Below are 14,578 nucleotides of genomic sequence, written 5' to 3'. Positions count from 1 at the left end.
CAGTAATTTTGAGGTTCGCCTGGAAGAGTTCATCCCTGAGATCCTGCTCATTTTTCACCCCAGTGTCTTCTGGCTCAACAGTCTGGGAAACTTCCAGCTCCAGATTGTTTTCCCACTGCTGGTACCATTTCATAAAATACCGCGGAGTGGCTTCCCCCGGAAGATTGTACTTCTGGGCAAGTTGCGAATAACTCAGCTTGCCGGCAAGGTATTCTCTGGAAACGAGGATCTTGAAGCTATCACTGTAAACTTGCTGTCCCCCTGATTTACGTTTTGTCATACGCTTTTTCATAATATTAAATTTAAGATTTTAATATTCGGTTTTTGTAAACCTTTTTCAGGAATGGACAGTAATCCTTGATGTGATTTCGATTTTTCGTTCATAAAAAATGCCCTCAAAAAGTTGGACACTTTTTGAGGGCACTGCAAAATAATTCCTTTTTTATACTGAATATTTTGTTACGCGGTCACTGATGCTGCGGAAGTCTGAACTTGACGGTCTACCTTCTTAACCAATCCCTGCAATACATTTCCTGGACCAACTTCTACAAAAGCTGTTGCACCATCGGCCAACATATTTTGTACTGTCTGCGTCCACCGTACAGCGCCAGTTAATTGCGCAATAAGATTTTGCTTGATAACCGCTGGGTCTGTCTGTGGTTTGGCATCGATATTTTGATAGATCGGACAGCTAGGCGATAAAATTTCTACAGCTTCTATAGCCGCTTGCAATTCCACTTTGGCAGATTCCATCAATGGTGAGTGAAATGCTCCACCCACGTTTAATTTTAATGCGCGCTTAGCACCAGCCTCAGTCAATAAAGCACAAGCTTTATCCACGCCTTCAATAGATCCCGAAATAACCAATTGTCCAGGACAGTTATAATTTGCAGCTACCACGACATCATCAACCTGAGCACAGATATCTTCCACTATAGCATCTTCCAGACCTAATATCGCAGCCATCGTTGAAGGTTGAAGCTCACATGCTTTTTGCATCGCATTAGCACGTTGTGCAACCAATTTCAAGCCATCTTCAAAGCTCAATGCACCGGCCGCTACCAAAGCCGAAAACTCACCTAATGAGTGACCTGCAACCATGTCCGGCTGAAAAGACTCTCCCAAGGCTTTCGCCAAAATAACCGAATGCAAGAAAATAGCGGGTTGGGTTACTTTCGTTTGTTTCAATTCCTCATCTGTACCGGAAAACATAATATCCGTAATGCGGAATCCTAAAATATCGTTAGCCTGTTCGAACAAAGCTTTCGTTTCATCATTTAAATTATACAGGTCCTGCCCCATTCCAACAAATTGGGCCCCTTGACCAGGAAATACATATGCTGTTTTCATCCCTTATATTTTTTATTCATTTATTTGTCTGCTACCATAGGTATTGAATCTGCATTCGGCAGTCAATGGTTGAGAAGAACGAATTCCCGTAAGCGCAAACTTAGATAAATTGCTTTTTATATGCAATATAAATTCATGTCAGCCAGCTATTATTCCCATTGTCGGCCCATCGGTCTCATATTATTTATCTCCTCTGAAGGGTCTAAATCGGTCCTTAAATTCAGTCTTCGGGAACAAAACTTAGTGACAACATCTTCTTCGGATCAAATACATCTTGTGCTATTTCCAGCAGCCCTATATTCGTCAAATCCTGAATTTTTTCAATTACTTCGTCCAATAAGATGACACGATCATAGTCCATTACGTTTTTCGCGGCAGAGATAATCATACTCATACGGTTCTCTTCGGTCAAAGCAATCTGCCCAATAAATTTCTGCTTCGCCTTTTTCACTGCAGTTTCAGATAGCGGTTGCTCGCTCAGCTTCGCAAGTTCTTTAAAGACGAGTTTTTTAGCTTTTTCAACTTTTTCTTCATCGGTACCGAGGTAAATACTAAATAACCCTGTATCCGAAAAAATAGTATAATTAGATTCAATGGTATAGGCTATTCCGTATTTCTCCCGTATGGAGAGATTCAGGATAGACCCCATCCCCATTCCACCAAGCATATTATTCAAAAGCAGCAGCCCCGTCTTACGGTCATCTCGATAATTATAAGCTAAAGAACCGAGCATATAATGCACCTGATTGATCGGCTTGCCTACGGCAACATGCTGTTCAACAAGTGGTCTGACGTCATTGCGGAGACGTGCTATCGTATTTGAAGGCACGGTCCCAAACACTTTGTGCAACAATCGCTCAACTTCTTTTAGCGTATAATTGCCCGTGATACCAATGACCATTTCATTTGTATCGTAATTTGCCTGCATGAAATCGACAATATCACCCTTTTGCAGTGCAAGAAGCTGATCTTCCAGGCCCAAAATATTATGCCCTAAACCCGATCCCTGAAAAACCAAATCTTCAAAATCGTCCACAATAGACTCTTCCGGGCTATCCAGATAAGATGCCATTTCATCTACAATGACAGATTTTTCTTTATCCAATTCTATGTCGGGGAAAGTGGAATGAAAGAAGATATCTTCAAAAAGATCTAACGCACGATTTAAATAAGGCTGAAGAATAGAGGCATGTACACAGGTATACTCTTTCGTCGTATAGGCATTTAAATCTCCGCCAACGGATTCCAAATGATTTATAATCTGTTGTGTAGAGCGTCTTTCAGTACGCTTAAATAAAAGGTGCTCAATAAAATGGGCTACACCATACTTTCCAGCAGACTCGTCCCGAGACCCCGCGTTGATGACCATGCAGACATGTGTAACCGGTAAATTTTGATATTGAAATACTACGCGTATTCCGTTTGAAAGTCTAATAATTTCGTATTCCATGCAGTACAAACTTGCTGTAGCTTCTTTTAGTTTATCTATTTTTTGTGCCCATTAACCTTGACAGTCTTCCCTAAAACAAAAAATATAAAATCTTACATTTTTTGTTACGTTACTCAATCTTCAAAATCGTATGGGCATATGAAGTCTTCACAAAACTAGGCATTTTTAAATGCAAAACGGTCATAGCGAAATCACTATGACCGTTTTTATATCCTATAGGAATCAGATTACATACGCGGAGGTCTCATTCCACCTGGAAATCTATTCTCTCCTTCTGGATTTCCCATCGCAAATTTTTGGAATTTATAGGTAAACAGAATCATAAAATATCGACCCAAACGGTTGGTACGGCTATCTGTAATCATAGACTCACTCACCGTTCTTGAAACATTCGTTTGTTGATTTAACAAGTCAAATGCTTGTAGACGTACAGTACCGCGTTGTTGACTCAAGAACTTCTGCTCCAAATAGGTATTTATGACGAAAGGATTTGCATTAATGCCGGCTCCATAACCACTGTTGAATTGCTTGGATAGATCCGCTCCGAAAATGGTTGTTTTTGTTATGTTAACAGAACCAATCAATGTTGGTGTCCAGGATGAGACATTCGTCGTACGATTTGTCAATGAATTCTCTGTATGATTAAATTGGTAGCGTACCCCTGGATTGATTTCTAGGTTCTCGGAAGGATTATATCTAAACATTAAACCTTGATTTAATACAATATTCCGGGCGATGTTCTTTTGACCTACGTTATCATCTTTCTCTGTGGAAACATATCCAATATTTTTATTGTAAGACACACCCCCCATTAACATAATATTATATGTTTTTTCTTTCAGTGATTTACCATAATGATAGAAAGAACTCACATTAAATGGCTTATCGCTTGTTTCATTCAAATAGCGGGTTTCGGAAACTAACGTCGAATTTGTTTGGCCAGTTTGATAATCCATTAGATCATCAAAATAGCTTTTGCTCAAGCTCACAATTTTGTTGTTAGTCAAACCGGCATTAATGAACGCAAAAAAGTTGTTTCCTTTTTGAAAATCATTCTGACGGAATCTTACATTCAATTGATGGCTAAATTCCGGATTCAGATTTGCATTACCAATTACGATACTGGTCCGGTTTGTACTCATATCAAACGGCAAGATCTGCGTTACTGAAGGCTCATTCGGTGTTCCCGAATAATTCACAGAGATATTGGACTGTCTCGAAAATTTATATTCAAAACGTGCAATAGGCATCCAGTTCATGTTGTTGCGATGAATTGGAACCACTAATCCTGAACTGATCGCATCACCTCTTAATTGAGAAGGCTGAGCCGCAGCTCCAATGGAATAGGTTATTTTATCGCCACTATACAAATAGTTTGCTCCGATTTTATGTGTTGTGAAGGAATAATCATAATTATAATCAAAATTCAACTTGGGATCTTCTGCAATAAGGTTTCCATCGCGATCAAACCCTTGTTGTTTGTTCGAATTGTCATACTTATTTTTGTTGAAGTCGTAGGTAAATTCCACTTTTCCCTTCTCAGAAACAGGTTCAGTATAATTCACCGAAGCGCCCCCATTCCAACTTTTATTATTTGCTTCTAGAATCGTCTTTTCATAGATCGAATCTAGTGGAGCGTTTGCATTGTTGGGATCAGCCAATAGCCTATCTAAAATTGCATTCTGATCCTTCGTTGTTTTTGCATTATTGAAGTTCATGTTTACAAAAACATTCCTTCCTTTATCATTAAATTTATGGTTGTACAATCCGCTAATTCCAAATCTCGGTGCAGTAGAATTTGCAACAATATCTTGGGCCTGTGAATTATTAAATACGCTACTACGGTAAGTTAGCGAATTGGTACCTGTCGTTACATCACTATTGTCGTAACCAAACTGAGGAGAGATTTTGATATAGTCTTTCGTAGTAGGCTTCCATTCAACATTTGCTTCAAAACGGTGGCTTGCTCCTACTGTATTGGAATTAGATTGAACACTATCCGTTTGCATGATATTAGGTAGTGTATTTTCCTGAAAGCGCTGCGATATTGTTGTATTGTTGCTATGGCTATAACTGTAACTACCGTAAACCGTCAATTTATCATTAAAGTCTTTACGGTAATTCAGCCCGATAGAACCGATTTTAGTTAAACCGTCCGATCCGCCAAACATGCCGCCGCCGCGACGGCCGCCGCCACCCTGGCCACGACGCGCACCGCCACCAACGGTACTAAAGTCAAATAAGGGTGCATTGGTGTTGTTCAAATTTCCCAATACAGAAATTTGTTCACCTTCGCGCATCCCCATCCACATCCCTGTAGCCTGGTAACGATCTTCGGTTCCCACGCCTGCCCGTAGGGTAGTCATATGTCCTGTATTGTATTTTGGGTCTATCTGAATATTTAATACTTTTTCTGAATCACCCGTTTTATTACCGGTGACATTGGCCATATCGCCATAATCATCGATGACCTGCATCTTTTGGATAATATTTGCCGGTAGATTCTGTGTTGCTGTCTTTACATCTCCACCAAAAAAGTCCTTACCATTTATACGAACCCGCTTAACAGACTCTCCTTGTGCCGTAACATTGCCGTCTTTATCGACTTCGACCCCTTGTAATTTTTTCAAAGCGTCCTCGGCAACCGCGCCATCGCGGAGTTTTAGATCTTTCATGGTATATTCGAGGGTATCACTTTTGACAACGACTGTAGGGACTCCATCAACAACAACTTCTTGTAGCATCTGTGAGTTCTGTTGTAAAGTCAAACTTGGAATAATATGCTTTGATTCGCCTTTAGGGATACTAAATTCCTGCTCAAAACGTTCGAACCCAAGGTTTGAAACCGTAATTTTAAAGGTGTCCGCCTTGACTTTATCAAAGATAAAAATCCCGGCCATATTAGATCCTGTCGTCATGGAATCCAATTTTGACGTTAATTTCACTGTTGCACCGGCGACAATTCGATTCTTGTCGTCCTTCAACATTCCCTGTACGCTCTTCGTCTGGCCATAAACGGTCCATCCCATCAGCATACTAAACAAAAAAAGCACAAAGCCTCTCATAATACGTATTTTTATATTTCTATAATTGATAAATCTTTGACTCTAAAACTATTGCTCAAGTTTAATTTGAAACAATATGGCCTAGACAAGAACAAACTTTTATTTTGTTAATGGAAATTATTCCAACGTTTTAATAGTCTAGCGCTCTAAATCTTTACAAAAGAAGACATTATTAGTGTTAATTAATGTAAACGGTCGATATTCACACAGAAGTTACAATAGATAACTCTAAATTTATTTGTATTTTCGGCTATTTTAAAGAACTGAACATGCTATTATCATATTATCAGGAGCAGTGGATAGAGGCCGGCTGTGACGAAGCGGGAAGAGGTTGTCTGGCAGGGCCAGTTTTCGCTGCAGCAGTGATTTTCCCCACAGACTACCATCACGAACTTCTTAATGACTCCAAACAACTAAGTGAAAAAAAGAGGATGGCTTTACGCCCCATCATTGAGCGCGAAGCCCTTGCTTATGCCGTTGCGAGCGTCTCAGCAGAAGAAATAGATCGCATAAATATCCACAATGCGAGCTACCTGGCGATGCATAAGGCACTTGATCTCTTAAAGACCAAAGCCGAGTATATTATTGTTGACGGGAATAAGTTTATTCCTTACCAAGAGATACCTTATTCATGTATTGTGAAGGGGGATGGAAAATACCTATCCATTGCTGCGGCCTCTATTTTAGCTAAAACGTACCGGGATGAATACATGGACAACATCGCCTTGGATTATCCCGATTACGACTGGCTCAACAACAAAGGGTATCCGACAGTTAAGCACAGAACAGCTGTATTGGCACACGGCTCCACTCCACATCATAGAAAAAGCTTTAGAATAACCGATCCGCAGCTCAAATTATTCTAAAGCTCACACAATAAAAAAAGAAACAGCAACTAAGCCGCTGTTTCTTTTTTATTCCCTCTAAAGGAGAAATATATCGCCGCTCCTATTCCCAATACAAGAACAATAGACGAGATTAATGTCAATAAATTACCAAATTTGTGTGACTCTGGATCAAAAACAAATTCTACCTTATGCGTTCCCGCAGGTAATTGTAGTGCTCTTAGGATATAATCCGCACGGATAATTGGCGTTTCCTTTCCATCCACATAGGCTTTCCATCCTTTATCATAAAATACTTCAGAAAATACAGCAAAGGCATCGTTGGCAGCCGTATATTCATATTGCATTTTATCCGGATGGTAAGATGTCAACTTAATCTCCCCTGTCGTTGAAGCATTCGAAGTTTTAGCCTTAATCTCATTTTGATATTGTTGATTCACAAACGCCTCCTTATGTGGATCAAAAGAACTGATTGCTTGCATCTCCTCGGCATTTCCTTTCACAAAACTTACCCGATCCACAAACCAAGCATTTCCTGCCGCTGTACTTCTTCTTACAATACGTTGCGACTGATTCTGAGGATCTGTCGTAATCAAATAACGTACGTTGAACATATCCAACACATCTTCATTAAGGGCACCATTAAATTGATTTTCCAAAATTTCCTGGAAGCGCATTAATTTTGCAGCATGGTATCCTCCTAAAGATTTGTGGAAATAGGACGGGCGGGCATCCGAAAACGGATCCGAAGTCAAGTCTAGTACACGGTAGCTTGGATCTTTATCCATTAAGATCAATTGATCCACTTCACGTTGTTGGAATACTTGCTGTGCTGTAGCCCCTTTCTCCATAAAAGATTTGTCATTCAAGGAGCGCTTATCTACACTCCATAAATCAAACAAGAACAAGACCAACAAAGCCCCAAGTAGTACACCCTCACTCAACTTTTTCTTTAAAAAGACCCAAACGAATCCGAAAGTTAAGAGGACAATGAAAAAAGAGCGATAGGCATCTTTGCTTGCGATATCTTTGCGATCTAAGACCAATTGATTTGCTAATTCGGTCGCAAAAGTTTTATCGCCTACGTTACGCTCTAACATTTCGATCAAATTGCCATGTCCCGCATTTCTAAAGTTTAAAAATAGATCTGGTATTACAGCAATCAAAAGACAGACTCCGCCGACACCAATAAAAGTATACAGCACTTTTTTATCTAAGTTTGGAATCTCCTTCGCCCGTGTCAAAAGCTCGTTGACAGCCAGAATTGCCATCATAGGCACTGTAATGGAAACCAAAACAAGTATAGATTCAACAGCCCTAAACTTATTATACATCGGAAAATAGTCAAAGAACAGATCCGATACAAGTGTAAAGTTTTTTCCGAATGACAAAAGCAATGCTAAGATGGTGGTTGCCAAAATCCACCACTTGATCCGATCTTTGACAATAAAAAGGCCTAAAACAAATAGGAAAAAAACACCGGCACCAAAATACCATGGTCCCGAAGTGAAACGTTTGTCACCCCAATAGGTTGGCATGCTTTCTGCAAACTGCCCAGCTTGAACCTCGGAGATCCCTCCTTTTTCCATCAAAAACTTAGCGACATGTGATTTTTCGTCCAATTGTCCGCCAGTTGAACCACCATAGGCATTTGGAATCAAAAAGGTAATGGTTTCACCAATCCCTTGGCTCCACTCATAGGCATATTCTTTATCAAGCCCTTTCTCTTTGGTGGTGTTGTTATCAACCTTCGTGATATTGGCATGTCCACGCGTACTTAATTTACTATATTCCCAAGTTGGTAATAAAATAGATGCATTTACCATCAAAGCGATGACTACTGCGATAATCTGCCTACCCGAAGCAATAAAAAAACCTTTTAATTGTTTTTGTTTAATTGCATCTACGAAAGTGAAAATCACGTATACCATCAGAACTATCAACAAGTAATAGGTTGTCTGCAAGTGATTTACACGGATCTCCAGCGAAAGAAACAGCGCCAATAATACAGGGCCCCACAATTTACTTCCCCGATAACACATAATAACCGCAGCAATAACGGGTGGAATAAATGCAATTGCATTAGCCCTTGTTATGTGCCCAGCTTCAATATAAATAAAATTATAGGATGTAAACGCAATGGCTATTGCGCCTACCGCAGCAAGCCAGGGTTTGATCCGTAAGACACTGAAAAGAAAATAAGCCCCCAGCAAATAAAACAACACCGTATCCATTGGGCTCGGAAAGGCGAACTTAACCGCTTTTAAGAAATAAGTACCAATGTTATTCTCATTTTCTTGCCAAATTTGATAAGTCGGCATCCCGCCAAACATAGAGTTAGTCCATAAGGGCGCTTTACCATCCTTTGCCTTAAAATCAAATAATTCCTTCTGTGCCGCCTGCGCTTGTACCACATCCGACTGCGCCAGCGTTTTTCCTTGCCAAACAGGGGTAAAATAAAAAAATACGAGCGCAATGAATATCGCAATAACGATCAAATGTGCCGAATTCGCCTTAAACCAATTTTTCATCCGTATAAATTTGTCATTTAAAGGTGATGAATATATCTATTTTATTCAACTTACCAAATAATCGTTCATTCATAACTTGCCTTTCGTTGTATTTATGAACACATTACACGCGGTTTGATAAAACTCGATGATTTCATTTACCTTCTTAGGTTGTTTAAAAGTCTTAAAAGCCAAACTTAGATAAATTTGTTTTTATATACAATTATAATTATCGCTCAGTGTCCTGTTAACAGAAAGTTTATAATAGGTATTAAATACGATCGATCAATGTCATGTCTTTTAAGCACTAAAAAAGCCCTAATGTTATTTAGGGCTTTAGGTAATTAAGATTTCATTTTTACGGCCGTTCCCGTTGCGCCTACCATCATCATTCCCCCCGTTCCTACCGTTTGAAAGTCTAGTCGAACCCCAACGACCGCATCAGCACCCAATGCGCGTGCTCGGTCTTCAAGTTCGCGCAACGCAGCTTCACGTGTTTCCTGGAATGCGCGTTCATAAGAATTGGATCTTCCGCCAAAAAAATCACGAAAACCCGCCATCATATCCTTGATTGCATTTGCCCCCAGAACCACTTCGGAAGAGACTATTCCCAAATAGCGTTCAATTTGGTGCCCCTCAATAGTACCTGTTGTTGTCAATAACATATTTTATTCTCCTTTTTGAATTAACTTATTAATATTGGATAGCTCACCAAAAACAACCAAAATATCACCCTCTTCCATGATCGTTTCCGATGCGGCAATTCCTGAAGCTTCTTTTTGTTCTTTAGTCACACCATCCTTTTTCATTTCTGTAATTTTCACGGTGGTTAAGACGATCACCTTGTATAAATTCGTCAGGTTCGCTTCACGCAAGGTCATCCCCACGTAACGCGCCGGAACTTTAGTCTCCACAATAGAGTATTTATCCGAGACTTTAAACGAATCGACGATATCAATATTGTCTAAACGCATTGCCAAACGCTCAGCAGCCTCTTCTTCCGGCATGATATATTCATTGATTTCCATGGCCTCCAACACAGTTTTTTGTAAATCTGAAACAATACGACCAATGATGCGTTTAACTTTCAACTGTTTTAAGAGCGCTACGGTCATGAGCGAAGCTCCCTCATCCTCTCCAATTGCAACAATGACAGCATGAGCATCTTTAAGCGGTAATGACGATACCGCTTCTCGGTCGGTGGTGTCTAGGCATACCGTGTGCGTTATCTTGTCCTTTAATTGTTCAACGATACTGAGATTTCGGTCGGCACCAATCACCTCATGCCCGAGTTCAGTAAGATGTACCCCTAAAGAACGTCCAAAATGCCCCAATCCTAAAACAATATACTTCATATCTCAAACTAAAATAAATTTACCTTTATTTCCAAGCTATCTTTCAATTTATATGCTCATATTCCGCTGATAAAGCCATCAAATTTAGCCAAAACGGTCACTTGTCTGCTTAAAACAAGATCTTTTCTTCCGGAAATACAATATTTCTCCGGGTTGTATTTTTAATAAAAGCTACCAATAGCGTCAACATCCCAACACGTCCAACAAGCATTGTCAACGCAATAATTAATTTTCCCCCCATACTGAGCGAGGGTGTAATCCCCAAACTTAATCCACATGTTGTATAGGCTGATAGTGCTTCAAAGAGGAGTGCTTTCATACTCTTATCGGGATCAGTAAAAATGAGCACAAAAAAACTGAATCCAACCACAAAAAACGACAATAAAATAATCGCAAAAGCCTTGTTAACAGATTCGCCGGCTATTCGCCTTTTAAAAATCTCTATATATTCTTTTCCTTTAGCCAGCGAAACAATATTCAACAGTGAAACAGCAACGGTAGTTACCTTTACTCCCCCACCAGTAGATCCGGGAGAAGCCCCGACCCACATCAGCAGCATAATCAAAAAAACAGTCGGTGGCCCGACAAAACTCAAATCAACACTATTGTATCCTGCTGAACGCGCTGCATTGGCCATAAAGAAGGAAGTTGCCCATTCACCATCGATTCCCCTTTCAAGAGAAAGGGTGTTCCCTCGCTCCAAAAAGTAGAAAAACAAAGTTGCACCTACAATAATAATCGCATTACAGACCAGCACCAATTTAGAATTAAAGCTAAAGCTCCATGCTTTATGCTTATAGTTTTTCTTTGTGATCCATCGGTGATAATAAAGCAATATGGATTCTTTAATATAGGTGTAGAAATTCAATACAATTCCAAACCCCAAACCACCAAGAATGAAAAGCGAAGATAACGCCAGCTGGAATGGATAATTGAATTTATAGGCTTCATTGGTAATACCCCCAGATAAGATCGAAAATCCAGCATTACAGAATGAAGAAATGGAATGAAAGATCGAAAAGAAAACCATACTCCCTAAATTTGGAAAATTAGCACTTTCTAAGGTACTAAAGATCAGTATAGCTCCAAGAAATTCAAACAGCAGCGTAATAAATATCATGGTCAATAGGGTTTTAATGACAGAGGCCACTTTATTTTCACCCAGAATTTCACCAAACATCAATTGATTCTTAAAAGAAAATCCGCCAGAGAAAAAATAGCCAAAAAAACCTGTAAATGTCATAATACCCAATCCGCCAACCTGTATCAAAACAATGACCACGGTTTGTCCGAACATGCTAAAATTGGTTGAAATATCGGCAACAGACAAGCCAGTGATACAAACAGCACTAGTTGCCATAAATAAAGCATCCACAAAACTTAACGGAGCTTCTACCGTGGTACGGGGCAGCATCAAGAGTACGGTTCCGAGCAAGATAAGAACCAGGAAACTGATGACAAATAATATTGTCGGATTAAAATAAAAATTGTCAAAGAAAAGCGTACTTTTCGATAGCTCCGCGATAAAAATAAGATAGATTCCTAGATAAACCCACTGTTCTCTTGAAAAAACAGAAAGCGCTCCAAATCCTGCAAAACGGGCAATAAGGATAAATACAAAGTAGATGAGGATAACTAAGCCCGAGTAATGCTCAACAGCAATTTTTTTGAGTGCATAAATGGAAGATGACTCGCGGAGAGCAATCATGAAAAAGAGGACAAAGAAAAGATAATGAATTGTTTTACCAAGCAATTTCCCCAATGCAGGATCAGTAACATAGCCCACATTAAAAATAACGATTGCGGCGCAAATCATGCTCACATAGAACATGATTTTGTCTACAAGCCCATTTTTATATTTGAAAACAAACCGGATAAAACTTAAAATCGAATCTATCATAATGTCTCAAACTAAGATAAATCTGTCAATAAATGTAAATCTATCTCCGTTGTATTTTTTGGCGCGCTAACGAAGCCGGCAATGAGGTTTTATAAATACAGTACATCACTTCCTCTACCATTTCTAAAAAATATCGGCAACGGCACCAAACGGGAACCTTTCCACGTGAAACGGATCCTCAATTTCCCGTTCCTTCTTTCTCAAGTTCCTTTTCAGCTTTTTCACGGTCACGCTTCCGCTTCTCTTCAATCTTTGCCGCCTCTTTGGCCTCATCTTCTTTTTCTTCCTTCAGCAACTCCTCAGGAGTTTTGTGTTTCTTAAATATACTTGAAATCATTTTCTTGGCCTTGCTGATGCCCTCAACGACTTTTTCAACTTTTCCAGCCGTATTCATCAGTTTAGCCTCCCGTTCTGGACCAAGGCCGACACATTGTTTAATTCCAACCAACAAAGTCTGCCACATCGCTTTAAAAAACGGATGATTGGGATCCCGACGCTTGTTAATATGCCCCACCGTATATTTACCGTATAAATCCGGATTGCCCGGATTAAACAACACCTGATTAATCATAAAAGACAGCAGCCCCTTTTTTTCTCGACGACCATCATCACCTGGCTCCGACAGGATATTAACTTTGAGGTCATCATAATCCATTTTAAAGGTTCCTTTACTACGGTAATCGTTAGCCCATATGTCAAATGTAATCTGACTGAGATTGCCCGATTTAACCTCAACATTTAACAATGGCCGGATCATCTTATTAACGACCGTTAGATCCATTTTCCCAAGTGTGCCCTTATAGGTGTAGGCTCCAACTTTAGAGGTCATATCAAAAACAAAGTTGGTAGAAAGCTTGCCCGCATTCATAAAATTGCTGCTCAAATTTGCACGCATGAGCTTCTGCTTAAGCAATTTTGTCGAATCATTTGTCACATTCAATATCGTACCATACGTGTGATCAAAAGTAATGGTACCGATTTGACTATACTCATCACTCATTTCAGCATACGTAATTCCTATATTATCTAAAATTAATGAATCAATTCCCAAGCGTGTCGACATCTGCATTAATTTCATGTGCGGAGCATTTCCAATCTGACTGGTTGGTGGGCTTTTATAATGTTTATCACTATAAATCGAAAGAGAACCATTTTTTAAGCGTGCATTTTGTGCATATATTTTCTTATCACGAGAAAGCTCGGCAAAATTGAATCCCGTCAAAAGCAGGGTATCCATTTTCAGCACCATATAGCTTCCACCTTCACCTTTCTTCCGGTAATAAGCAGCCTTATTCAGCGTCGGCTGATAAGCAACTTTAGTCAAGAGGACATTGCGGTTTTTACTATTGATTTTCAACTGATCAAAGTTTACTTTATAAAACCCATCCGGAGTTTTATAGGTAAAACCAGGCACCTCAATATCAATCATTTTCGTATGATAAAAGCGCTGCCTGTCGTGCTCAGAAGTTGAATCGATCAAAACATCATCTATCCGGACCTTGACCTTCTTGACCTCGAAATCTTGATAAACCCCTTTTTGGACTTGCGTATATTTAAAATCGATGTCATTCAAATTGACGGCCCGCACCTGAATTTTTTTCAGATTGTCCTTTATTTTCTCGTACAGTGGTTTTTTAGATCCCCGACTCACCGTATCATTATAACGGTGTACCTCATTAATGACATGAATCGTTGGTCTTTCGACGGTGATATCATTCAGGAAAAGCTCCTTATCCATCAATACCCTTCGAATACCAAAGCTTTTTATTTTCAACCTATTGATGGAAATTTCGAAACGGTTATCTGGCGCTTTTTTGACCAGCTCCAACTTTTTATAGATGGAACTATCTGACACGAGATGCAGATTGTCTATTGTTATATTACCCAATAATAGGTTGACGTGGATATCGTCGTATGTAATAGTATACAAATTGTCCGTTGCTTGGGACACCAGCTGTTTGATTTTAGTATCTAAAAGAGGCTTCCACTTATTGCTAAAATACCAAATACCTCCAGCCAATGCCAATAGGATAAACGCTACAATACCAAGGATCCATTTGAAAATAGGCTTCATAAAGTCACAATCTCTTTGTAATTTCGTCT

Annotated in this window: 10 protein-coding genes; 1 reads left to right on the top strand and 9 read right to left on the bottom strand. The window is 39.5% G+C overall.

Annotated elements, in window-relative coordinates; genetic code table 11:
- The 4 genes from IQ31_RS25145 to IQ31_RS25130 all read right to left on the bottom strand — a co-directional run.
- Nucleotides 1-292 (bottom strand): transposase (locus IQ31_RS25145; RefSeq protein ID WP_145330962.1); only part of this gene is annotated, 292 nt, incomplete at its 3' end.
- A gap of 167 nt (nt 293-459) precedes the next feature.
- Nucleotides 460-1,350, bottom strand: a complete 891-nt coding sequence (fabD, locus tag IQ31_RS25140) for an ACP S-malonyltransferase (RefSeq protein WP_088163329.1) — start codon at nt 1,348-1,350, stop codon at nt 460-462.
- Between the two features lie 220 nt (nt 1,351-1,570).
- Nucleotides 1,571-2,800 carry a M16 family metallopeptidase gene (locus IQ31_RS25135; RefSeq protein WP_198386004.1) on the bottom strand — a complete coding sequence of 410 codons (1,230 nt, stop codon included), beginning with the start codon at nt 2,798-2,800 and terminating at the stop codon, nt 1,571-1,573.
- Nucleotides 2,801-3,027: 227 nt separating this feature from the next.
- Entirely contained in the window at nt 3,028-5,865 is a 2,838-nt protein-coding gene (locus tag IQ31_RS25130) for an outer membrane beta-barrel protein (protein WP_145330960.1), read from the bottom strand.
- A gap of 269 nt (nt 5,866-6,134) precedes the next feature.
- On the opposite strand from IQ31_RS25130, the gene IQ31_RS25125 reads away from it, so the two are divergent.
- Nucleotides 6,135-6,731: a ribonuclease HII gene (locus IQ31_RS25125; RefSeq protein WP_145330958.1), complete on the top strand. Its 597-nt coding sequence runs from the start codon at nt 6,135-6,137 to the stop codon at nt 6,729-6,731.
- Nucleotides 6,732-6,760: 29 nt separating this feature from the next.
- On the opposite strand, the gene IQ31_RS25120 is transcribed toward IQ31_RS25125, so the two are convergent.
- The 5 genes from IQ31_RS25120 to IQ31_RS25100 form a co-directional block, all read right to left on the bottom strand.
- Nucleotides 6,761-9,241: a YfhO family protein gene (locus IQ31_RS25120; protein WP_145330956.1), complete on the bottom strand. Its 2,481-nt coding sequence runs from the start codon at nt 9,239-9,241 to the stop codon at nt 6,761-6,763.
- A 323-nt stretch (nt 9,242-9,564) separates the two neighbouring features.
- Complete coding sequence (locus tag IQ31_RS25115) at nt 9,565-9,885, bottom strand: YbjQ family protein (RefSeq protein WP_088163334.1); 321 nt, start codon at nt 9,883-9,885, stop codon at nt 9,565-9,567.
- Nucleotides 9,886-9,888: 3 nt separating this feature from the next.
- On the bottom strand, nt 9,889-10,575 hold the full coding sequence (locus tag IQ31_RS25110; protein ID WP_046673051.1) for a potassium channel family protein: 687 nt from the start codon (nt 10,573-10,575) through the stop codon (nt 9,889-9,891).
- Nucleotides 10,576-10,684: 109 nt separating this feature from the next.
- The gene (locus IQ31_RS25105; protein ID WP_244294576.1) at nt 10,685-12,475 is read right to left on the bottom strand and encodes a TrkH family potassium uptake protein; all 1,791 of its coding nucleotides are present in this window, start codon (nt 12,473-12,475) and stop codon (nt 10,685-10,687) included.
- Nucleotides 12,476-12,653: 178 nt separating this feature from the next.
- Nucleotides 12,654-14,549 carry an AsmA family protein gene (locus IQ31_RS25100; RefSeq protein ID WP_145330954.1) on the bottom strand — a complete coding sequence of 632 codons (1,896 nt, stop codon included), beginning with the start codon at nt 14,547-14,549 and terminating at the stop codon, nt 12,654-12,656.
- Nucleotides 14,550-14,578: the final 29 nt, after the last annotated feature.

The organism is Sphingobacterium siyangense (assembly GCF_007830445.1).
Lineage (GTDB): Bacteria > Bacteroidota > Bacteroidia > Sphingobacteriales > Sphingobacteriaceae > Sphingobacterium > Sphingobacterium siyangense.
This window is presented reverse-complemented; position numbering and strand designations above follow the sequence as displayed.